Source organism: Streptomyces sp. NBC_00354 (assembly GCF_036106915.1).
Classification (GTDB): Bacteria; Actinomycetota; Actinomycetes; order Streptomycetales; family Streptomycetaceae; genus Streptomyces.
Genome location: NZ_CP107983.1, coordinates 5,372,236 through 5,392,099, shown reverse-complemented (window position 1 = coordinate 5,392,099; position 19,864 = coordinate 5,372,236). Strand labels below are relative to the sequence as shown.

Genomic DNA, 19,864 nt, shown 5'->3' with positions numbered 1-19,864 from the left:
ACAGTGGGTTACGGAATGACAACAACCGGTCGCTGCGCCCGCTTGGCCAGCCGGCCCGCCACGGACCCGAAGATCCGGCCCACGATCCCGTGCGTGGAGCCCACCACGATGGCGTCCGCCGAGTACTCCCGGCCGACCTCCTCCAGCTCGTGGCAGATGTCCCCGCCCCGCTCGACCAGGATCCACGGCACCTCGGCCAGATAGTCCGCGCAGGCGAGCTCCAGCCCCAGCACCTCGGTGCGGTGGTCCGGTACGTCCACGAAGACGGGCGGCTCGCAGCCGGCCCACACGGTGGTGGGCAGCCGGTTGGCCACGTGCACGATGATCAGGCCGGATCCGGACCGGCGGGCCATCCCGATCGCGTACGCCAGGGCGCGCTCACTGGACATGGAGCCGTCGAACCCCACCACGACCCCGTGCCGGAAGGCCGGGTCGCAGGGATGACGTGTCTGTTCCGCCGCGCGCAGGTCGCTCGACGCGTGGTCGGCGAGGGGTTTGCGCTTGCGGTCCGCGGGTTCGGGGGATTCGTGACCGGCCATGGATGTCTCGGCGAAGGGGTCCTCGGGGGAAGGGACAGGGCGACGGGGCGACATTGGGCGTAAGCGACGATTGAAAAATGACGACTCAGGGTGACGGAGCTCTGTCCGGGAAGTATCTTTCCAAGCCCATACCCACCAGGGTACGGCGACACTCCTGTCCTGCACAGGGCATGCCGCCCTTGGAGAGCGTCCCAGGGAGCATGCCGGAGCGAGGGCTCCTTGGCAATGGCCGCTGGCCCCTACAGCCAGTGACGAGTGGCGACACGCGCCACCCGTGCGCGCAGTGACCGAGCACAGCCGCGCACCGTTGGACACGCGTCCGACCGTCCAGGAAGAGCCCGCAGGGAGCACGCCGTGCCCGGCCATCCGGTCCACCCCGTCCAGCCCGCTCAGCCGACCCAGTCCGTCCGCTCCGTCCGGACCGCGCAGCGCAACGACACGACCGCGCATTTCGCCCCCGCCGCCGTTCACCCGTCCGTGCACCCCGGCAGACGCCCCCATGACGACCCCGCGGGTGACGTGGTGCGCTGGGCCGCCTTCAGCTGCCTGCTCGTTCCCGTGGTCCTCGTCGTCTACGGGACCTCCTTCGACGGGGCCGCCGTCGCGACCCTCGGGCTGGCCGCCGTCACGGCCGCGTGCCGGGCGATGCTGCGCTACTCGGAGAAGGCGGAGCGGGCCGCCCTGGTCCTCGCCGAGGACCGGCTGCCGCGGGGCGGACACCGCCGGCGTTCGCGCGCCGGGGCCGGCGCCGGGGGCCGTGCACACCGCGGTTGTCACACGTCTGGTGGAATCTCCCCTGAGGACTGACTGATTCGTACACCCACACCCGCATATTTTCAGCCAACTTCCCGGCACAGTGGTGTTCTTGCCGGAATGCCCCGTCAACCCCCCTACCACCAGCGACTACACCGCCAGGGGGGCTCCGAGACCCTACGGGTACTGGCCATGGCCGGACGGCGAGCTTCCCACTCCGGTAGCGGAGTGGAACGCTTCCTGATCGAATGCTTTTCGCCAAGTTGCCAAGTCGACATAGCGCTGCGTGCTGAACTTGTCACGCCGACACCACGGGACGCAGTAGATTCGATCATGTATTTACGGCGGGGGATCCACGTGCAAGGCCGAGGGGAAACGTGCAGGTGCGACCAGACCAAGGAGTCGCGACACCCAAGGGGGGCTTAGCCATGAGCCAGGATTCCACCGCCGTCGTCGCGGACGCCGGCAGGAAGCTCGCGGGGCGTCGCCGCAGGGAGATCGTCGCGGTGCTGCTGTTCAGCGGCGGGCCGATCTTCGAGAGCTCCATTCCACTTTCCGTGTTCGGCATCGACCGGCAGGACGCGGGAGTTCCACGCTATCGACTGCTCGTGTGTGCCGGGGAGGACGGTCCGCTGCGGACCACCGGCGGACTCGAGCTCACCGCGCCGTACGGGTTGGAGGCGATCGCCCGGGCAGGCACGGTCGTCGTTCCGGCCTGGCGCTCGATCACTTCACCGCCGCCTCCGGAGGCGCTCGACGCACTGCGTCTGGCGCACGAGGAGGGCGCCCGGATCGTCGGACTGTGCACGGGAGCCTTCGTGCTCGCCGCCGCCGGTCTGCTGGACGGCCGGCCCGCGACGACGCACTGGATGTACGCGCCGACGCTGGCCAAGCGGTACCCGTCCGTCCATGTCGATCCGCGCGAGCTGTTCGTCGACGACGGCGACGTACTGACGTCCGCGGGCACCGCGGCCGGAATCGACCTGTGCCTGCACATCGTGCGCACGGACCACGGCAGCGAGGCGGCCGGGGCACTGGCCCGCCGGCTCGTCGTCCCGCCGCGCCGCACGGGCGGCCAGGAGCGCTATCTCGACCGGTCGCTGCCGGAGGAGATCGGCGCCGACCCGCTGGCCGAGGTCGTCGCCTGGGCGCTTGAGCACCTCCACGAGCAGTTCGACGTGGAGACCCTCGCCGCCCGCGCGTACATGAGCCGGCGCACGTTCGACCGGCGGTTCCGCTCGCTGACCGGCAGCGCGCCGCTGCAGTGGCTGATCACCCAGCGGGTGCTCCAGGCGCAGCGGCTGCTGGAGACCTCCGACTACTCGGTCGACGAGGTCGCCGGGCGCTGCGGGTTCCGCTCGCCGGTCGCCCTGCGCGGGCACTTCCGGCGGCAGCTGGGGTCCTCCCCGGCCGCCTACCGCTCGGCCTACCGGGCGCGCCGGCCGCAGGCCGACGTGTCCCAGGTGGCCGAGATCCAGGGGAACCCGGTACCGCACCAGCGCACTGCGCAGCCCCAGCGGGCCGCGGCGGCCCTGGCCGCGGCCGGCCCGACGGTGACCGAGCTGTACGCCCCGAACCGGGTCCTGCGCGAGCACGCGTAGCTCCCGCGACGGGCACTGCCTGACGAAGGTCTCCCGCATCGGTCGTCACCGATGCGGGGGACCTTCCGCGTAATCCGCATAAGCTGGGCCGCATGAACGATCGCATGGTGTGGATCGACTGCGAGATGACCGGGCTCTCGTTGACGGACGACGCACTTATCGAGGTGGCCGCACTGGTCACCGACTCGGAGCTCAACGTGCTCGGCGAAGGCGTGGACCTCGTGATCCGCCCGCCGGACGCAGCCCTGGAGACCATGCCCGACGTGGTGCGCGAAATGCACACCGCCTCCGGCCTGCTCGACGAGCTGGCCGGCGGGATCACGCTCGCGGACGCCGAGGCGCAGGTCCTGGCGTACGTACGGGAACACGTGAAGGAGCCCCGCAAGGCTCCGCTCTGCGGGAACTCGGTCGGCACCGACCGCGGCTTCCTGCTGCGTGACATGCCGGCGCTGGAGAGCCACCTGCACTACCGGATCGTGGACGTGTCCTCGGTCAAGGAGCTGGCCCGTCGCTGGTACCCGCGGGCCTACTTCAACAGCCCGCCGAAGACCGGCAACCACCGGGCGCTCGCGGACATCAGGGAATCCATCGCCGAGCTGCGCTACTACCGGGAGGCGGTTTTCGTGCCGCAGCCCGGGCCCGACTCGGACACCGCCCGGGCCATCGCCGCCAAGCACACCCTGTCCGCCGAATAGGACCCGGCAGGACCCTCCGGAGACGGGTCGGGGGAAAGGAAGGCGCGAGCACCCTCCCGGACCCTGTACCCTTTTCTTCGGCCGGTCGGTTCTCCGACCGGACATGGTGGGTGTAGCTCAGTTGGTAGAGCACCTGGTTGTGGTCCAGGTGGCCGCGGGTTCAAGTCCCGTCACTCACCCTGCGAGAGGGCCCCGGTACGCGAAAGCGGACCGGGGCCCTCTGCGTTTCCCGTGCCGCATCTCCCGGCACCCTGCGCAGGGGATCGCGGCGGTCAGGCGCGGAAGGCGTCCGCGTGGTCCTCGGCCCAGGTTTCGAAGGAGCGGGCCGGGTGGCCGGTGAGGCGCTCGACGGCGTCGGTGATCTCGACCGGGAGCCCGTCGCTCGCGGCCCAGTAGTCGAGGAGCGCATCGGCGTAGGGGCCGGGTATGTAGCCCTCGACCGCGGACTTCCACTGCTCGGCGGTGACGGACTCGAAGGGCACCGGGGCACCGAGTACCCCGCCGAGTATCGCCAGTTGGGTCGCGAAGGTCAGAGAGTGCGGGCCGGTGAGGTGGTACGCGCGGCCGCCGAGGGCGGGGTCGGTGAGGACGGCGAGGGCGGCCTCGGCGAGGTCGGCCTCGTGGACCGGGTCGCAGTGGGCGCCCGGGTAGGGCAGCTGGACCGCGCGGCCGGACTTCAGCGACCAGGCCCAGCCGAGGGCGTTGCTCGCGAACGAGCCGGGGCGCAGCAGGGTGGTGCGCAGCGGGGAGGCCAGCAGGGCCTCCTCGACGGCGAGATGGGAGGCCGACAGAGGGCTGTCGGCGGCGCCCGGCCCGAGCACCGACGAGGAGGACAGGAGCACGACGTGCTCGACTCCGGCGGTGACGGCCTCCTTGACGAAGGCGCCGATCGCGGCGGCCTCGGCGTAGAGGAAGACGGACCGGACGCCGGCCAGGGCGCCGGGGAAGGTCGAGGGATCGGTGAGGTCGCAGTGGACGGCATCGGGCGTGTCCGGCTCGCGGGAGGCGAGGCGGTGGGGGATGCCGCGGGCGGCGAGGAGGGAGACGAGGCCGCGGGCGACGGCGCCGCGGGCACCGGTGACGAGGATCGACATGGCGGGTTCCTGTTCCTGTTCTTGCTCGCTAGGATGGATACGCGGCGCAGATTCTGCACGATCAATATTCTGCGTCACGCAGATAAACTTCAGGCATGGAGAAGCCGATGTCAACCGATTCCCCTCGTTCGAGTGCGGCCCGTGCTGCTGAGTGGAGCCGCGCCGAGCTGCTCACGCGCATCGTCACCGAGAGCCAGCGGCACTACGCCGACTACTCGCTCTTCAACCAGGCCATGGCCGACCACGTCGGGCTGCACCCCACCGACATGCAGTGCGTCGCCCTCCTCGACATGGAGCCCGGCCCCGTCAGCACCGGCGACATCGCCCGCCTCACCGGCCTGACCTCCGGCTCCGCCACCCGCCTCGTCGACCGGCTGGTCAAGGCAGGCATCGTCGAGCGGAACGCCGACCCCCACGACCGCCGCCGCTCCCTCGTCTCCCTCGCCCCCGAGGCCCGCCGGCGCATCGGCGAGGCCTGGGACACCCCCGGCCGGGCCTTCGGCGCGGTCCTGGAGAGCTACTCCGACTCCGAACTCGCGGTCATCGCCGACTACCTGCACCGCGCCGCCGAGGTCGGCCGGTCCCAGGCCCAGCGCCTGAACTCCGGCGGCTGACCTCCGGGCCCCACCTCCCCGGCGAACACGCGGGTCTGCCGAAGCCCGCATTCCGCGGCTACCGTCCTGTCCGACGGGCAACGGTGCGCGCCGGAGACACGGGAGGGTCGGCGTGCGGATGGAGGTTGTCCGTGTCCCGATCCGACGCCGCCCCCGGCGGCTTGCGCGGAGTGCTCGCACTCGGCGGCAGCGCCCTGCCCGTCTACGCCTTCCTCGCGCGGCTGCCCGCCGCGCTGTGCCCCATCGGGACGCTCCTGCTCATCAACGAACGCGACGGCATCGGCGACGCCGGTACCGTCGCGGCCGCCCTCTGGCTCGGCCAGGCCGGCGGCGGCCCGGTCATCGGCCGGCTCGCCGACCGGCACGGCCACCGCCCCGTGCTCCTCGTCGCCTGCGTCGCGAACGCCGCCGTCCTGGCCGCCCTCGTCGCGGCCGTCCTCGGCGGGCTGCCGCTGCCCGCCCGGCTGTCCCTCGCCGTCGCCGCCGGGCTCACCGTCCCACAGGTCGGCCCGCTGGCCCGGGCCCGCTGGGCGCACCTGGCGGGCGGGGACAAAGCCCTGGTCGGTACGGCCCTGTCCTTCGACACCACCCTCGACGAGGTCGGGTTCATGGTCGGGCCCGCGCTCGCCGGGATCCTGGCCGTGACCGTGCACCCGGCCTCCGCGCTCGCGCTCGCCGCCGCCCTGATCCTGCTCTTCGGGACCCTGTTCGCCGTCCACCCGACCGCGCCCGGCCCCCTCGGCGCACCGGATGCCGGTGCACGTGCCGACGTACGACTGTGGTCGCCGGACCTCGTGCTGCTGTGCGCGATGGCCGTGCTGCAGGGCGCCGCGTGGAGCGGGGCCAACACCGGGGTCAACGCGCTCGCCGAGTCGCTGGGCGAGCCGGGAACGGCCGGGCTGGTGTGGGCGGCCATGGCCGTGACCAGCTCGATCGCCGGCTTCGTGACGGTCGCCCGCCCCGGGTCCGCGGACCTCGCCGTACGGCTGCGCCGGACCATCGGTGTACAGGCGCTGCTCACGCTGCCGCTGCTCGCCGTGTCGGGGCTGCCCGGCGCCGCCTTGGCCGTCGCCGGGATCGGGCTTGCCGTGGCCCCGCACCTGATCGCGCTGTTCGGGCTCGTCGAGCGGGCGGGCCCGGCGCAACGCATGGGCGAGGCCATGACCGTGGTGGGCAGCGGCCTGATCGTCGGTCAGGCACTGGCCGCGGCGGCCGCCGGACCGCTGGCGGGGGCCTACGGCCACCGGGCCGCGTTCGCCGTGTCGTGCACGGCGGCGGCCGCCTCCGCGGTGCTCGCGTGGGCGGCCGCCGGCCGGGGACGGGGCGGGGTACGGGGGCTGCCGACCCGCCCTACGAGGACTTCATCGCCCCGAGACCCTTCGCCAGGTCCTCGGCGTTCATCACCGGACCGACCTCGAGCTCGGCGTTGAACTGCAGGAACAGGTCCTCCATCAGCGGCGGCATCTGCGAACTGTCCTGGAGGTCGAAGACGATCCAGCAGGACCTGACGCCCTCGTGGAGCCCGAAGTAGGCGGCCTCCGGCTTGATGGTGTCCGTGAGCTTCTTCATGGCCTGTTGCAGGGTGCCGCTCTTGATGCCGTCATTCGTGGCCGCCGTGTCCAAGTGGGCCCGGAGCATGACTCTCATGCCTGACTCCTTCCGTCAGGCCCACACTCGGTGCGCCCACGACGACCGGCAACATCTCGGCGCCCATCCGGGACGGGCCCTCAGCCGCCCTGCTGCGTGCTCTGCTGCGCGCCCTGGATGTGGAAGTTGAAGTCCGTGTGGCCGAGGGCGCCCATCAGGCGGAGCCAGATGGGGAGGAGCATCTCGGTGCCGCGGGCCGTCTCGATGCCGCCGAGGTCCAGGACGCTCGCCTCCGGCCAGCCGAAGGAGTACAGCAGCTCGCGTACGGACTTCTTGGCGTCGGCGTCCTCGCCCGAGAGGAACACCGTGTGCTCGCCCGGCACACGCGCCGGGTCGACCATGATCCGGCAGTTCATCGTGTTCAGCGTCTTGACCACCCGCAGCCGCGGGAACGTCCGCTGGAGCAGCTCGCCCAGGCTGTCGTCGTCCACCGGGTCGAGGGTGGGCGGGAAACCCTGCGAGAGGTCCAGCGGGTTGGCGATGTCGATCAGCACCTTGCCATCCAGGTGCGCGGCGTCCGCCTCCGTCAGGGCGGCGACGCTGACCTGCCCGCCGGTGGCGTTGACCAGGGCTTCGCCCTGCCTGGCGGCTTCCGGGAAGGAGGCGAGGCCGACCTGCGGATGGGCCTCCTGCCATTCGGCGTACTCGGCACGGGCGAGGGTGGCCCCGGGGTCCCGGGTGCCGATGACCACCTCGTGTCCGAGCGAGACGAGGCGGCCTGCCACCGTACGGCCGACGATCCCGGTGCCGAGGACTACGTAGCGCATGACCAGTTCCATTCCGTTCGGGGGAAGGACAACCAACCACCCCGTACGGTATGCCGCCCGCGCCCGCCGTGGGCGAAGGCCGGCGAACCGGGCGAACCGGCGAACCGCCCGTCAGCCGCCGCGCCGCTTGCGGCGGCCGCGGCGCGTCCGCACTCCGCCCGCGCCGCCCCGCGCCCGGTCGTCGAGGGCGATCCACAGCCTGACCTCGGTCCCGCCGAGCATCGAGCGGCCGATCCGCACGTCGCCGCCCGTCGATTCCGCGACCCGGCGCACGATGTCCAGGCCGAGGCCCGTCGAGCCGTCCCGGCCGCCGTCGTTGCCGCGCCGCAGCGCCGCGTCCGGATCGGCGATGCCGGGCCCTGCGTCCGAAACGAGCACGATGACCGCGTCCCCCGCGTCGTGGACGTCCACCGCAAACGGGGTGCCCTCGGGGGTGTGCCGGAACACGTTGCCGAGCAGGGCGTCGAGGGCGGCCGCGAGCTCCGGCCGGGCGACCGGGAGCCGTACCGTACGGTCCACGCCCGCGAGCCGCACCTCGCGGCCCTCGTCCTCCGCCAGCGCCGACCAGAAGTCCATCCGGTCGCGGATCACCTCGGAGGCGTCGCAGCCCGCCCCGGCCCCGCCCGTGGCTGCCGCGGGTGCGCGCTGCTCGCGGGCCGTACGGATGATCGTGTCGACCTCCCGTTCCAGCTGCTCCACCGCTGCCCGGGTCTGCTCCGCGGCCGGCCCGTCGCCGAGCGAGGCCGTGTTGAGCCGCAGCACCGTCAGCGGCGTCCGCAGCCGGTGCGAGAGGTCGGCGGCCAGCTCCCGCTCGTTGGCGAGGAGTTCCACCACCTGGTCCGCCATCGAGTTGAACGCGACGGCCGCCGACCGGAGTTCCTTCGGCCCGTCCTCCGGCACCCGCGCCCCCAGCCGGCCCTCCCCCAGCTGGTGCGCGGCGTCCGCGAGCCGCTCGGCCGGCCGCACCAGCCGGGCGCCGAGCCGGTCGGCGACCGCCACGGAGCCCACGATCAGCGCCAGGCCGACGCCCGCGAGGACCACCCAGGCCGTCGCGACGCCGTTGCTGACCTCGCTCTCCGGTACGAAGATCTCCACGACGGCGATGTCCCCCGACCCGAGGGCGGTCGGCTGGAGCAGCGCCGAACCGCCGCCGGCCAGCGGGGCCGTCATCGCCCGGCCCATCCGCCGGGTCTCCGCCACGGCGTGCGCCCCGGCCCGGCCGGTGCCGATCTCCACCGGCGCGCCGCCGCCGATCGCGGGCACGTGGACCGCCATCCGCTGGGCGGCGCCCATCTGCGTGGACTCCACGGCCTTGCGCAGCTGCACGGGGTCGGTGGTGATGGACAGGGTCGGCCCGATGGTGGCCGCCTGCCGCTCGGCGTTGGAGAAGGCCCGGTCGCTGGCCATCTCCTGGACGACCAGCCCGAGCGGCACGGCGAAGGCCACGACCACCATGGCCGTGACCGCGAGGCACACCTTGACCAGCGCCCATCTCATCGCGCGCCCACCGCGCCCACCGTGTTCACCGCGCTCACCGGGGCGGCTCCAGCTTGACGCCGACCCCCCGCAGGGTGTGCAGATAGCGGGGGCTGGCGGCCGTTTCGCCCAGTTTGCGGCGCAGCCAGGACAGGTGCACGTCGATGGTCTGGTCGTCCCCGTACGACTGCTGCCAGACCTCGGCGAGCAGCTCGCGCCGGGCCACGACCACCCCTGGCCGCCCGGCGAGGAAGGCCAGCAGGTCGAACTCCCGCCGGGTCAGGTCCAGCACGGCCCCGTCCAGCTCGGCCTGCCGCCGCAGCGGGTCGATGGCCAGCCCGCCCACCCGCAGGACCCGCGAGGGCGGCTCGGCCCCGGCGGCCGCGCGGGCGCGGCGCAGGACGGCGGACATCCGGGCGGAGAGGTGCTCCACGGAGAAAGGTTTGGTCAGGTAGTCGTCGGCGCCGTCGTTGAGGAGCCGGACGATCTCGGTCTCGTCGTCGCGCGCGGTGGCGATGATCACCGGTACGTCGGTGATGCCGCGCAGCATCTTGAGCGCCTCCGACCCGTCGAGGTCGGGCAGCCCGAGGTCGAGGATGACCACGTCGAACCGGTGGTGGGCGACCTCGCGCAGCGCCTCGAGGGCCGTGCCGACGCTCCGCACGGTGTGCGAGGCCTCGGTCAGGTGCCGGATCAGGGCGGAACGTACGAACTGGTCGTCCTCGACCACGAGCACACTTGCCATGGGCGGCACCGTAGTCCATTCGGGGGACCACGCGGGTGTCGGGACGCCTCTGGGGCGAGTGGTGCAGTATGTGCCCTGATGCACCGAGGACTTGTTCATGCTCTCGCCTGGACGCTGGCGACCGGGGCGGCGGTGACGCTGTCCTGGTGGGGCGTGCACACCGTCATGTCCGGAACGGCCTACGATCCGCCGCTGGCGGTGCCGCTGACGACGCAGCCGCTGTCCTCCTCGACGCACAGCGCGGCGGCGCCGTCGCCCGAACCGGCCCCGGACTCCCCCTCCCCGTCCCCCTCGGCCTCGCCCTCCGCCGCCGCCTCCTCCGCGAAGCCGCCGCAGAAGGCGGCCCCGCCGAGCCCGCGCCCGGAGGAGCAGCAGGGCGACGGCGGGGATCCGGGCAAGGTGAAGGCCTACCCGGTCACGGGTGGCCGGGTGGTCTTCGACCTCGGAACGACCTCGGCCGAGCTGGTCTCGGCGACGCCGGACGCCGGCTGGCAGATGCAGGTGTGGAAGCAGCCGTACTGGATCCGGGTCACCTTCACCAAGGCGGGCCGGGAGATGTCGGTCTTCTGCACCTGGAACGGCCACCCGCCGCTGGTGGAGACGTACGAGGGCTAGCCGGCGCGCGTCAGGACATGACCTTGATGTTCGTCGCCTGCGGGCCCTTCGTGCCCTGGCCGAGGTCGTACTCGACCTTCTGGTTCTCCTGGAGCTCCCTGAACCCGCCCGACTGGATCTCGCTGTAGTGGGCGAAGACGTCCGCGCTGCCGTCCTCGGGCGCGATGAACCCGAAGCCCTTCTCCGCGTTGAACCACTTGACGGTGCCGTTGGCCATGTCCGTGTCTCCCTGCTGCCTGCAGATATCCGCTCGCCCCGACGGGGCGCTCAAGACGAAGGCCTACCCGCCCCCGCGGCGTTCGGAGCGCAAGGTCATCCGAACGAGGGCGTGTCGCGGCAGGTCACGACCCCTCAGTGGAAGACCGACGGCGGGGGTTCGGGCGAGGCCACCGCCGAGGCGTCGGCGACCGGGGCCGCGCCGCCCGCGAAGTCGGCGAGGGTCCTGCCGTGCTCGACCCGGCCGGGATGCGGGTCGCTCGCCACCCGGCGGGTGAACTCGGCGACCGGCAGCTCCCGGTCGGCGGCTGCCAGCACCGCATTGCCGAACCGTTTCCCCCGCCACACCACCGGGTCGGCGGCCAGCGCCAGGTGCTCGAAGCGGGACGCGGCCGTCGCGATCTGGCCCTTCAGATGCGCGAGCGGCGGGCCGTCCGCGAGGTTGGCCACGTACCACCCGCCGGGCGCGAGGGCACGGCGTACGTCGTCCAGGAACTCGGCGCTGGTCAGGTGCGCAGGGGTGCGCGCGCCGCTGAACACGTCCGCGATCACCAGGTCCGCCCAGCCGTCCGCAACCTTGGCCAGGCCCGCCCGCGCGTCCACCGCCCGGACCCGGACCCGCGCCTGCGGGTCCAGCGGCAGGTGTTCCCGTACGAAGGCCACCAGCGCGGCGTCGATCTCCACGACCTGCTGGGTCGAGCGGGGGCGGGCGGCGGCCGTGTAGCGCGCGAGGGTGAAGGCGCCGCCGCCCAGGTGCACCACGTTCAGGGGCTGCCGGGCGGGCGCGACGAGGTCGATCAGGTGGCCGATCCGCCGCTGGTACGCGAAGTCCAGGTACCCCGGATCGGCCAGGTCCACATGCGACTGCGGGGCCCCGTCGATGAGCAGGGTCCAGGCGTCCGCACGCTCGCGGTCGGGAGCCAGCTCCGCCGTGCCGCCGGCCACCTGCCCGACGACCGCCTCGGAGGTACCGCGCCCGCGCTGTCTGCTGCTGCCTCTGCCCTTGCCTGCCACCACCCCATTGTCGCCGGTCAGCGGCAGTTGTCCGCCGCCTCGATGAGGCGGGCCGCCTCGCCGAGCGCGGCACGCAGCACCTCCGGGTCCGTGACCGGACCGACGGCCTCCGGGGGGAGCAGCCAGCCGGTGTCGCCGGCGGTGGGCGACACGTCGACGTCGCCGAAGCGCATGCCGCGCCCGTTGGTCTGGGTGCACGCGCTGCCCGGCAGGTCCCAGGCGTCGGCGGTGCCGGGCGGGACGAGGAAGCCGAGGGTGTCGCCGGACCCGTCGTGCAGCACCGGTCCGACCCCGCCGGCCAGGCTGGCGGCGCGGCGGATGATGTCCACGGCCTCCAGGCCCTGCCGGGTGGGCACGGTCACCAGGTCCGGCGCCTCCGCCGGGACGGCGACCGCGACGGCCACGACGCCCGGGACGACCGCGGCGATCGCGACACCCGGGACGACCGCGACGGGGGTCGCGTCCGAAGACGCGGGCGCGGTGTTCATTCCAGTGCTCTCCATGCCGCCCTCCACCAAGGGAACCCCTCCTCGATCCGCGTACGAGCGGGGCGGGAATCAGCTCACACCCCGCATGGGCTCAACGCGCCAAAACGTCAACGGGTGCGGCGGCAAGACGCTGCAAAGGATGGCAGTTCATGGCGGATCGCGGGTGAGATATCCCTTTTGTAGCCAAACACCGCATGAGCCGTCCGCCGCTGGCGGTACGTTCATGCGCGCCGGGCCCGGCTCCATCCCGCGGAACCGGCGGTGCGTCCCTTGCCAGAGAGGCCACGTCCATGGCGGCGTTCCCCCACTCACCCAATCAGACGTTCCGGCGGCTGCGCGGGCAGCACTCCCCGGCCGAGTTCGCGGCCATGGTGCGCCGAGCCGCGAAGGAGATCGGAGAAACGGTTTCCTGCGACGCCCGCTACATCGGCCGGGTCGAGTCCGGCGAGATCCGCTGCCCCAACTACGCGTACGAGCGGGTCTTCCTCCACATGTTCCCCGGCCGGACTCTGGCCGACCTGGGCTTCTCCCCGCGCGAGGCGGTGCGCGGCCGGTCGGCGCAGCGCACCGGCCCCTTCACCCACAAGGAGAGCGACGTGCTGCGTCGCGCGTTCATGGCGGGCGGCTCCGCGACCGTGGCGGCCGCGACCATCGGCCTCCCCCTGCTCGGCGACACCCGCCGGACGCCCTCCCGGGCCGGCGAGTCCGAAGCGGCGGCGGTCGAGGAGGCCGTACGCCAGATCCGGCTGCTGGACGACCGGCACGGCGCCGACGCCCTGTACCGCAGGGCCGCCGAACCCCTGCGCGCCGCCTACGCGCTGCTGGATGCGGGAGCCACCCGGCAGTCCACCGAGGACCGGCTGCACGCGGGCGCCGGTGAACTGGCCATCTCGGTGGGCTGGCTGGCCCACGACTCCGGCCGCTTCGAGGACGCCCGCTCGCACTACGCGGAGGCCCTGGCGACGGCCCGGGTCTCGGGGGACGCGGGCCTGGAGGCGCACGCGTTCAGCAACATGGCCTTCCTGGCCCGGGACTGCGGGCGGCCGCGGGAGTCGGTACGGGCGGCCCAGGCGGGCCGCCGCGCCGCCCGCTCCCTCGGTTCCCCCCGGCTGCTCTCGCTGCTCGCCCTGCGCGAGGCGGGCGGCTGGGCGGGCCTGGCGGACCGCAAGGCCTGCGAGGAGGCGCTGACCCGGGCGCACACGGAGTTCTCCCGCGGCGAGGCGGGCGCGGACCCGGAGTGGATGTCCTTCTTCGGCGAGGCCGAGCTGGAGTCCCTGGAGTCGCGGTGCTGGGCGGCCCTCGGGGAGCACGCCCGCGCGGCCCGGCACGCCCGCCGCGCGGCGGACCTCCAGGATCCGCACTTCGCCCGCAACGTGGCCCTCTACGCCGCCGAGCTGGCCGACGACCTGGCCCGGGCCGGCGCCCCGGACGAGGCGGCCTGGGCGGGCGGGCGGGTCCTGGACCTGCTCACCGAGGTCCAGTCCACGCGCGTGCGGTCCATGCTGTCGGGGACGGCCCGCACCCTGGTCCCGCATCAGCGCAGCCCGCGCGTGGCGGAGTTCCTGACCCGCCACGCCACGGTCTGACGGGCCTCGCCACGGTCTGACGGGCCTCGCCCCGGCAGGACTGCCCGGTCCGGTCAGCCGCTGACGTACTCGTACACCGCGCCGTCCGGGTGCCGGAGCACCGCCCGCCGCCCGTTCGGCGTCTCGGCGGGCGCGGCGACGACCTCGGCCCCGGCCGCCTCGCCCTGCGCGACCGTCGCGTCCAGGTCCGCCACGCCCAGGGTCGCCGCCACCCCCGCGAACCGCTCCGCGACCGCGTCCGGTCCGCTGAAGAGGAGGAAGGGGCCGACGGCCGCCAGCTCCAGGCCGGCGAACGCGAACCGGTTCACCGGCTCGCCGGTCAGCTCTTCGTAGAAGGCCGAGGCCGTGTCGAGGTCGTCCACACGTCGTCGCAGCACCACGGAAGTGATCGTCACGGCCTCATCCTCGCAGCCACCCCGATTGCTCAACCACCCACCCTGATACGGGACTTCGGGCTGCGGTCAGAGGTCCAGGTGGCCCGTGTCGTTCCAGCGCTCCAGTGCGGGCGCCCCGTACGCCCAGCCCAGGACCGAGAGGGAGGTGGGCTCCAGGCGGATGCGGGCTCCGAAGGAGGCCTCGAAGCCGAGCCAGCGGGCGGCCAGGGTGCGCAGGATGTGGCCGTGGGCGAAGACCAGCACGTCACGCTCCGCCGCACGGGCCCAGGCGACCACCTCGTCCGCGCGGGCCGCGACGTCGGCGACGGACTCGCCGCCCGGGACGCCGTCGCGCCAGATCAGCCACCCCGGGCGGACCGCCTGGATCTCGGCCGGGGTCATGCCCTCGTACTCGCCGTAGTCCCACTCCATCAGCGCGTCCCACGGCTCCGCCCGGGCGCCGAAGCCCGCCAGGTCGCAGCTCTCGCTCGCGCGGGCCAGCGGGCTGGTGCGGACCTCCACGCCCGGCAGGCCGTTCCATGGGGCGCGGGCCAGCCGCTCGCCGAGCAGCTTCGCGCCCCGCTTGCCTTCCTCCAGCATGGGCACGTCCGTGCGTCCGGTGTGCTTGCCGAGCTGGGACCACGCCGTCTGGCCGTGACGGGCCAGGAGGATTCGGGGGGCCATAGGAGATTCTCCCGGTACGTAAGGGCGTAAGGGTTCGCGTGCTTATGCGACGGTTCGGGCGATTACGTCGTCCGTCCATCATCCATCACGTGAACACCAGGCAACCCACCCTGTCGCACAAGCGTCCTACACCGTATGACTGATCGGCAGAAGCCCACCCGCTGGTGGGCCGAACTGCTGCTCCTGGGGCTCGTCTACGGCGCGTACACCGGTGGCAGACTCCTCGCCCGGGGCGACGTGCACCTCGCCGTCGGCCACGGCCTCGCGATACTCCGGGCGGAGGAGCTGCTGGGGATCGACTTCGAACGGCCGCTCAACCGCCTGTTCTCCCACGAGGGACTGCTCGGCATACCCGCCGACTTCGTCTACGCCTCCCTGCACTACCTCGTCACCCCGGCCGTGCTGGTCTGGCTGTACCTGCGCCGGCCGCAGCACTACCGCAGCGCCCGCACCTGGCTGGTGGTCTCCACCCTCCTCGGGCTCGTCGGCTTCACCCTGATGCCCACCTGCCCGCCCCGGCTGCTGGACGCCGCGCACGGGTTCACCGACACCATGGCCCAGTACAGCGCGTACGGCTGGTGGGGCGCCGAGGCCAGCGCGCCGCGCGGGCTCGGGGGCCTGACCAACCAGTACGCGGCCATGCCGAGCCTGCACGTCGGCTGGGCCCTGTGGTGCGGGATCCTGCTGTGGCGGCACGGGCGCCACCCGCTGCTGCGAGCGCTCGGCATCGCCTATCCCGCCGTCACCACGCTCGTGGTCATGGGCACCGCCAACCACTACTTCCTGGACGCGGCCGCCGGGGCCGCCGTGATGGCCGCCGGGTACGCGATCTCGCGCCGGCTGTCCGCCCGTACGGCCGGATTCCGCGGTAAGACCACGATTGTCAGTGGCGGATGGGACACTTCCGCCCGTGAGCTCCTACCCGCCCAGCGGCCCGCCCCGGAAGACGACTCTGCGGCAGCGGCTCGCTGACCTGCGCGGCCCCGCCGTGCCGCCCCGCCCGCTCGACGCCCGCGCGCTGGCGGCGCTCGCCGCCAACCCCGGATGCGGCAGACGAGCCCTGCTCGACGGCGCCGGTGTGGACAAGACCGCCCTGGCCGCGGCCCTCGGCTCGCCCGCCGCCTTCGGCCAGTCGCAGTTCGCCATCGTCCGCGGGAACTCCTTCGAGGCCAGGGTCAAGGGCGACGGCGGAGCCGCCCTGCTGGAGCTGGTCCACCGGCACCTGGACGCCGGGGCCGAACCGCCCGGCCCGGGCGCCCGCGTCCCCGACCTGACCGCCGCCGGGCCCGAGGGCCGCGCCGCTCGCACCGCGCTCGCCCTGCGCGAGGCCACCGCCGCCGGGGCCGCCACCGGGGCCTGGACCCTGCTGGACCACCCGATGCTGGCCCTGGAAGTGGCGGGCACCCCCGCCTATCTGGAGCCGGATGCCGTCGTGGTGCACCCCGACGGCCGCTGGACCGTCGTGGAGATCAAGTCGTTCCCGCTGATCGACGGGGCGGCCGATCCCGCGAAGGTGGGCGCCGCCGCCCGGCAGGCCGCCGTGTACGTCCTGGCCCTGGAGAACACCGCCGAGAAGCTGGCCTCCGCCGTCGTCGGGCACACCGTGCTGCTCGTCTGCCCGAAGGACTTCTCCAACCTGCCGACCGCCGCGCCCGTCGACGTCCGCCGGGAGCGCGCCGTGACCCGGCGCCAGCTGGAGAGGCTGACGCGGGTCGAGGAGCTCGCCGCGGCCCTGCCCGAGGGGCTCAGCTTCGACCCGGCGCGGCCCGCCGAGGAGCTGACCGAGGCGGTCTCGGCCGTCTCCGCCGCCTACGCCCCCGAATGCCTCGCCGCCTGCGAACTGGCCTTCCACTGCCGGGAGCGGGCCCGCGCCGCCGCCGAGGTGACCGCCCTCGGCCGCTCCGTACGCGGGGAGCTCGGCGCGCTCACCACCGTCGAGGAGGCCCTCGCGGCCGCCGCCGGCGACGGGTGCCCCGACGACCCGACCGCGGCCGCGCTGCACCAGGCGGCCCGGCTGCGCGCCGAGGCGCTGGAGGCGGCCGCATGTCCCTCCTGAACACCCTCGCGCGCCTCGAAGCCGTCCGGACCGGCCGGGCCCGGGAGCTGGCGACCGTACGGCACCGGCATCTGAGCGAGCGCCCGCTGGTCCTCGTACCCCTGACGACGGCGGGCGAGGCCGGGGCCCCGCTCGGCGCGCTGATCGGCACCGATCCCGCGGAGCCGCGGCTCTTGGTGGTGGCGCAGCCGCGCGACCGGGACCTGCGCTGGACGTTCCTGGCGGAGCTCGCGGACGTGGTCCTGCCGTACGTGGACGGGTACGCCGACGACGTCGAGTACGTGGAGCGGACCGAGACCGATCCGGAGACCGGCGCGAAGAGCAAGGTCTCCGCCGAGCTGTGCCTGGACGCGCCCCAGGTGATCGTGCCGAGCCGGGCGGGCATCGAGTACGTCCGGCTGCTGGGGCGGTCGATGCGGTTCCGGCGGACGGCCGAGGAGGATCCGGAGAACCCGTATCCGGCGCCCACCCGGGTCCCGCTCCTGGGCCGCTGGTTCACGCACCTCGGCGAGCGCTCCCGGGTCCCGGGGGCCTCGATGCTGCTGTCGGCGACGGAGCTGCTGGGACGGCACTGGGCCACCGGCCAGAGCAACCTGGAGGACCAGCACCTGGGCGCACTGCTGTCGTGGATAGCCCCGCCGGAAGGGGAATCGGGCGCGGAGGCGGCCCTGCGGGCCGAACTGGGCCGCGACCGGGACGGACAGCTGCTGGTCCCGCCCGCCGGACCCGCCACCGACCCGGCCTTCGACAACAAGCTGCTCGCCCCGGCGATGGCCCGCTACGACGCGGCGCGCACCGCGGGCGACGGGCCGGCCCTGGACCGCGCCGAGGCAGCCGTCCGGGAGCTCGTCGCCGAGCAGATGCGGCCGACCTGGCGGGCGGTGTGGCAGTCGCTGGAGCTGCTGCGCGCGCTGCCGCCCGGAGAGCGGGCCGAGGAGCGCTGGACCCGCGACCGCTGGTCGTACACCGGCCACCGGGACCGGGTCCGGGCGGGCGAACCCCCGCAGCCGCGCCGCGACGACGCGGTGACGGCGGCCCGGAAGCTGGCGACGCGGGAGACCGAGCAGGTACGGCTCGACGCCCAGGAGGCGCTGGACGATCCGCTGGTGATGGCGGGCCGGCGGCTGTCGGGCGAGGCGTTCGCGGGCGAGGTCACCGAGGTGGTGATGGAGTGGACGGAGTCGAAGCGGCCGAGTCCGCGCCCGCTGGTGACGGTGGCCACGGAGGACCGTCCGCAGCTCGCGGAGGGCGGCGGGGGCAAGGTGTTCCGTTCGCTGGAGGGCCGCCCGCAGGCGGCGCAGTTCGTCCGCTTCGAGGAGGACGGCCGGCTCGTGCTGCGGCTGCTGGACAAGATGGGCCGCGGCCGGGAGCCGGAGCCGGGCTCGGTTCCGGAGAAGGGCGACCGGGTCTGCTGGACGCTGTTCGAGCACGACGCGCGCGGCGGCCCGAAGCTGCCGGAGCCGGAGCAGACCCCGTGGACGCACGGCGGACCGCCGGGATCCGCGACCGCCGCCGTGCTGCCCGACGCCGCGCCCGACCCGGTAACCGCTGAGGACATCCTGTGAGCACCGCTTTCGATCCGGGCGCGGCCGCCGCCGAGGCGACCGCCGCCATCCTGCGCGACACCCTGCACGGCAGCGAGCGCGGCGTGGTCGTCGACTCCCCGCCGGGGGCCGGCAAGTCCACGCTCGTGGTGCGGGCCGCCCGCGAGCTGGCCGCGGCCGGGCGCCGGCTGATGGTGGTCGCGCAGACCAACGCGCAGGTCGACGACCTGGTGCTGCGGCTCGCCGACAAGGACCCGGAGCTGAAGGTCGGCCGGCTGCACAGCAGCGACGGCGACGCGTACGACCCGGCGCTGCGCGAGCTGCCCTCGGTCACCCTCTCGGCGAAGCCGGGGGACCTGGCCGAACTGCCGATCACCATCTCGACGGCGGCGAAGTGGGCGTACGTGAAGGACACGGAGCCCTGGGAGCACGCGATCGTCGACGAGGCGTACCAGATGCGCTCGGACGCGCTGCTGGCCGTGGCCGGGCTGTTCGAGCGGGCGCTGTTCGTCGGCGACCCGGGGCAGCTGGACCCGTTCAGCGTGGTCGGCGCCGAGCAATGGGCGGGGCTGTCGTACGACCCGTCGGCGTCGGCGGTCAGCACCCTGCTGGCCCACAACCCGCAGCTGCCGCAGCACCGGCTGCCCGTGTCCTGGCGGCTCCCGGCGACGGCCGCGCCGCTGGTCTCGCAGGCGTTCTACCCGTACACGCAGTTCCGCAGCGGTACGGGTCCGGGCGAGCGGCGGCTGTCGTACGGGGTCGCGGGCGACGGCTCGGGCCCGGACCGGGTGCTGGACGAGGCCGCCGAGTCGGGCTGGGGCCTGCTGGAGCTGCCCGCGCGGCACACCCCGCGCACCGACCCGGAGGCCGTGCGGGCGGTGGCCCTGGTGGTCCGCCGGGCGCTGGACCGGGGGGCCGTGACGGCGGACGAGCAGTCCGAGGTCCCGGCCCCGCTGACCGCGGACCGGATCGCGGTCGGGACGGCGCACCGCGACCAGGCGGCGGCGGTCCGCGCCGCCCTGGCGGAACTGGGCGTCACCGGGGTCACGGTGGACACCGCGAACCGGCTCCAGGGCCGGGAGTACGACCTCACGGTGGTGCTGCACCCGCTGTCGGGCCGCCCGGACGCGACGGCGTTCCACCTGGAGACGGGCCGCCTGTGCGTACTGGCCTCGCGGCACCGGCACGCCTGCGTGGTCGTGGCCCGGGCGGGGATAGCGGAGCTGCTGGACGACCATCCGTCCACGGAACCGGTCCAGTTGGGCGTAACGGTGAAGTTCCCGGACGGCTGGGAGGCGATGATGTCCACGTGGGATTTCTGGTCCAACCACCGCGTCTCTTGGCGGCCGTAGCCCG

22 protein-coding genes and 1 tRNA gene are annotated in these 19,864 nt (G+C 73.8%); 12 read left to right on the top strand and 11 right to left on the bottom strand.

Going from position 1 to position 19,864, the window contains the following annotated elements:
* Positions 1-8: 8 nt before the first annotated feature.
* Entirely contained in the window at positions 9-539 is a 531-nt protein-coding gene (locus OHT74_RS24700; protein WP_266666820.1) for a universal stress protein, read from the bottom strand.
* A gap of 354 nt (positions 540-893) precedes the next feature.
* Here OHT74_RS24700 and OHT74_RS24695 point away from each other — a divergent pair, with 354 nt between their 5' ends.
* From OHT74_RS24695 to OHT74_RS24680, 4 genes are all read left to right on the top strand, one after another.
* The gene (locus tag OHT74_RS24695; protein ID WP_328621415.1) at positions 894-1,346 is read left to right on the top strand and encodes a hypothetical protein; all 453 of its coding nucleotides are present in this window, start codon (positions 894-896) and stop codon (positions 1,344-1,346) included.
* A 374-nt stretch (positions 1,347-1,720) separates the two neighbouring features.
* Positions 1,721-2,893, top strand: coding sequence for a helix-turn-helix domain-containing protein (locus OHT74_RS24690; protein WP_266666818.1), 1,173 nt, complete (start codon positions 1,721-1,723; stop codon positions 2,891-2,893).
* 92 nt (positions 2,894-2,985) lie between these two features.
* A complete protein-coding gene (orn, locus tag OHT74_RS24685) occupies positions 2,986-3,588 on the top strand; it encodes an oligoribonuclease (protein ID WP_266666816.1) in 603 nt (200 codons plus the stop codon).
* 106 nt (positions 3,589-3,694) lie between these two features.
* Positions 3,695-3,767 (top strand) — tRNA-His (locus OHT74_RS24680).
* Between the two features lie 93 nt (positions 3,768-3,860).
* Here OHT74_RS24680 and OHT74_RS24675 read toward each other — a convergent pair.
* Positions 3,861-4,682 (bottom strand): NAD(P)H-binding protein, encoded by an 822-nt coding sequence (locus OHT74_RS24675; protein WP_328621414.1) that lies wholly within the window; start codon positions 4,680-4,682, stop codon positions 3,861-3,863.
* 107 nt (positions 4,683-4,789) lie between these two features.
* Here OHT74_RS24675 and OHT74_RS24670 point away from each other — a divergent pair, with 107 nt between their 5' ends.
* Both OHT74_RS24670 and OHT74_RS24665 read left to right on the top strand, forming a co-directional pair.
* The gene (locus OHT74_RS24670; RefSeq protein ID WP_266666812.1) at positions 4,790-5,296 is read left to right on the top strand and encodes a MarR family winged helix-turn-helix transcriptional regulator; all 507 of its coding nucleotides are present in this window, start codon (positions 4,790-4,792) and stop codon (positions 5,294-5,296) included.
* Between the two features lie 131 nt (positions 5,297-5,427).
* The gene (locus OHT74_RS24665; protein ID WP_328621413.1) at positions 5,428-6,726 is read left to right on the top strand and encodes an MFS transporter; all 1,299 of its coding nucleotides are present in this window, start codon (positions 5,428-5,430) and stop codon (positions 6,724-6,726) included.
* On the opposite strand, the gene OHT74_RS24660 is transcribed toward OHT74_RS24665, so the two are convergent.
* The 4 genes from OHT74_RS24660 to OHT74_RS24645 form a co-directional block, all read right to left on the bottom strand.
* Entirely contained in the window at positions 6,647-6,943 is a 297-nt protein-coding gene (locus OHT74_RS24660) for a hypothetical protein (RefSeq protein ID WP_266666808.1), read from the bottom strand. The genes OHT74_RS24665 and OHT74_RS24660 overlap by 80 nt on opposite strands.
* 80 nt (positions 6,944-7,023) lie before the next feature.
* Entirely contained in the window at positions 7,024-7,710 is a 687-nt protein-coding gene (locus OHT74_RS24655; protein ID WP_328621412.1) for an NADPH-dependent F420 reductase, read from the bottom strand.
* Positions 7,711-7,821: 111 nt separating this feature from the next.
* Positions 7,822-9,207: a sensor histidine kinase gene (locus OHT74_RS24650; RefSeq protein WP_266666799.1), complete on the bottom strand. Its 1,386-nt coding sequence runs from the start codon at positions 9,205-9,207 to the stop codon at positions 7,822-7,824.
* A 34-nt stretch (positions 9,208-9,241) separates the two neighbouring features.
* Positions 9,242-9,931, bottom strand: coding sequence for a response regulator transcription factor (locus OHT74_RS24645; RefSeq protein ID WP_266666796.1), 690 nt, complete (start codon positions 9,929-9,931; stop codon positions 9,242-9,244).
* 78 nt (positions 9,932-10,009) lie between these two features.
* Here OHT74_RS24645 and OHT74_RS24640 point away from each other — a divergent pair, with 78 nt between their 5' ends.
* Entirely contained in the window at positions 10,010-10,546 is a 537-nt protein-coding gene (locus OHT74_RS24640; protein WP_266666794.1) for a hypothetical protein, read from the top strand.
* 10 nt (positions 10,547-10,556) lie between these two features.
* Here the strand turns inward: OHT74_RS24640 and OHT74_RS24635 are convergent, their stop codons facing one another.
* The 3 genes from OHT74_RS24635 to OHT74_RS24625 all read right to left on the bottom strand — a co-directional run bounded on the left by OHT74_RS24635 (position 10,557) and on the right by OHT74_RS24625 (position 12,279).
* Positions 10,557-10,763: a cold-shock protein gene (locus tag OHT74_RS24635; protein ID WP_266666792.1), complete on the bottom strand. Its 207-nt coding sequence runs from the start codon at positions 10,761-10,763 to the stop codon at positions 10,557-10,559.
* 134 nt (positions 10,764-10,897) lie between these two features.
* The gene (locus OHT74_RS24630) at positions 10,898-11,776 is read right to left on the bottom strand and encodes a spermidine synthase (RefSeq protein ID WP_443047515.1); all 879 of its coding nucleotides are present in this window, start codon (positions 11,774-11,776) and stop codon (positions 10,898-10,900) included.
* 17 nt (positions 11,777-11,793) lie between these two features.
* A complete protein-coding gene (locus tag OHT74_RS24625; protein ID WP_266666789.1) occupies positions 11,794-12,279 on the bottom strand; it encodes a hypothetical protein in 486 nt (161 codons plus the stop codon).
* A gap of 275 nt (positions 12,280-12,554) precedes the next feature.
* On the opposite strand from OHT74_RS24625, the gene OHT74_RS24620 reads away from it, so the two are divergent.
* On the top strand, positions 12,555-13,850 hold the full coding sequence (locus OHT74_RS24620; protein WP_328621411.1) for a tetratricopeptide repeat protein: 1,296 nt from the start codon (positions 12,555-12,557) through the stop codon (positions 13,848-13,850).
* 53 nt (positions 13,851-13,903) lie between these two features.
* Here the strand turns inward: OHT74_RS24620 and OHT74_RS24615 are convergent, their stop codons facing one another.
* Complete coding sequence (locus OHT74_RS24615; RefSeq protein WP_328621410.1) at positions 13,904-14,245, bottom strand: VOC family protein; 342 nt, start codon at positions 14,243-14,245, stop codon at positions 13,904-13,906.
* Between the two features lie 66 nt (positions 14,246-14,311).
* Entirely contained in the window at positions 14,312-14,908 is a 597-nt protein-coding gene (locus OHT74_RS24610) for a histidine phosphatase family protein (RefSeq protein WP_266666784.1), read from the bottom strand.
* Between the two features lie 135 nt (positions 14,909-15,043).
* Here OHT74_RS24610 and OHT74_RS24605 point away from each other — a divergent pair, with 135 nt between their 5' ends.
* The 4 genes from OHT74_RS24605 to OHT74_RS24590 are packed head-to-tail and all read left to right on the top strand — an operon-like array spanning position 15,044 to position 19,860.
* The gene (locus OHT74_RS24605) at positions 15,044-15,880 is read left to right on the top strand and encodes a phosphatase PAP2 family protein (protein WP_266666782.1); all 837 of its coding nucleotides are present in this window, start codon (positions 15,044-15,046) and stop codon (positions 15,878-15,880) included.
* Entirely contained in the window at positions 15,789-16,964 is a 1,176-nt protein-coding gene (locus OHT74_RS24600; protein WP_443047514.1) for a hypothetical protein, read from the top strand. Before OHT74_RS24605 ends, OHT74_RS24600 begins: the two co-directional genes overlap by 92 nt.
* Positions 16,952-18,529, top strand: a complete 1,578-nt coding sequence (locus tag OHT74_RS24595) for a hypothetical protein (protein WP_328621409.1) — start codon at positions 16,952-16,954, stop codon at positions 18,527-18,529. The genes OHT74_RS24600 and OHT74_RS24595 overlap by 13 nt, the downstream gene beginning before the upstream one ends.
* Entirely contained in the window at positions 18,526-19,860 is a 1,335-nt protein-coding gene (locus OHT74_RS24590) for an AAA domain-containing protein (RefSeq protein WP_328621408.1), read from the top strand. The genes OHT74_RS24595 and OHT74_RS24590 overlap by 4 nt, the downstream gene beginning before the upstream one ends.
* Positions 19,861-19,864: the final 4 nt, after the last annotated feature.

Excerpts from the sequence above, each read along its gene's own strand:
- OHT74_RS24690 (WP_266666818.1), top strand. The coding sequence starts at position 1,721 with ATGAGCCAGGATTCCACCGCCGTCGTCGCGGACGCCGGCAGGAAGCTC.
- OHT74_RS24655 (WP_328621412.1), bottom strand. The coding sequence starts at position 7,710 with ATGCGCTACGTAGTCCTCGGCACCGGGATCGTCGGCCGTACGGTGGCA.
- OHT74_RS24670 (WP_266666812.1), top strand. The coding sequence starts at position 4,790 with ATGTCAACCGATTCCCCTCGTTCGAGTGCGGCCCGTGCTGCTGAGTGG.
- OHT74_RS24700 (WP_266666820.1), bottom strand. The coding sequence starts at position 539 with ATGGCCGGTCACGAATCCCCCGAACCCGCGGACCGCAAGCGCAAACCC.
- OHT74_RS24635 (WP_266666792.1), bottom strand. The coding sequence starts at position 10,763 with ATGGCCAACGGCACCGTCAAGTGGTTCAACGCGGAGAAGGGCTTCGGG.
- OHT74_RS24620 (WP_328621411.1), top strand. The coding sequence starts at position 12,555 with ATGGCGGCGTTCCCCCACTCACCCAATCAGACGTTCCGGCGGCTGCGC.
- OHT74_RS24610 (WP_266666784.1), bottom strand. The coding sequence starts at position 14,908 with ATGGCCCCCCGAATCCTCCTGGCCCGTCACGGCCAGACGGCGTGGTCC.
- OHT74_RS24595 (WP_328621409.1), top strand. The coding sequence starts at position 16,952 with ATGTCCCTCCTGAACACCCTCGCGCGCCTCGAAGCCGTCCGGACCGGC.
- OHT74_RS24675 (WP_328621414.1), bottom strand. The coding sequence starts at position 4,682 with ATGTCGATCCTCGTCACCGGTGCCCGCGGCGCCGTCGCCCGCGGCCTC.
- OHT74_RS24605 (WP_266666782.1), top strand. The coding sequence starts at position 15,044 with ATGACTGATCGGCAGAAGCCCACCCGCTGGTGGGCCGAACTGCTGCTC.
- OHT74_RS24650 (WP_266666799.1), bottom strand. The coding sequence starts at position 9,207 with ATGAGATGGGCGCTGGTCAAGGTGTGCCTCGCGGTCACGGCCATGGTG.
- orn (WP_266666816.1), top strand. The coding sequence starts at position 2,986 with ATGAACGATCGCATGGTGTGGATCGACTGCGAGATGACCGGGCTCTCG.
- OHT74_RS24640 (WP_266666794.1), top strand. The coding sequence starts at position 10,010 with ATGCACCGAGGACTTGTTCATGCTCTCGCCTGGACGCTGGCGACCGGG.
- OHT74_RS24645 (WP_266666796.1), bottom strand. The coding sequence starts at position 9,931 with ATGGCAAGTGTGCTCGTGGTCGAGGACGACCAGTTCGTACGTTCCGCC.
- OHT74_RS24625 (WP_266666789.1), bottom strand. The coding sequence starts at position 12,279 with ATGGAGAGCACTGGAATGAACACCGCGCCCGCGTCTTCGGACGCGACC.
- OHT74_RS24660 (WP_266666808.1), bottom strand. The coding sequence starts at position 6,943 with ATGAGAGTCATGCTCCGGGCCCACTTGGACACGGCGGCCACGAATGAC.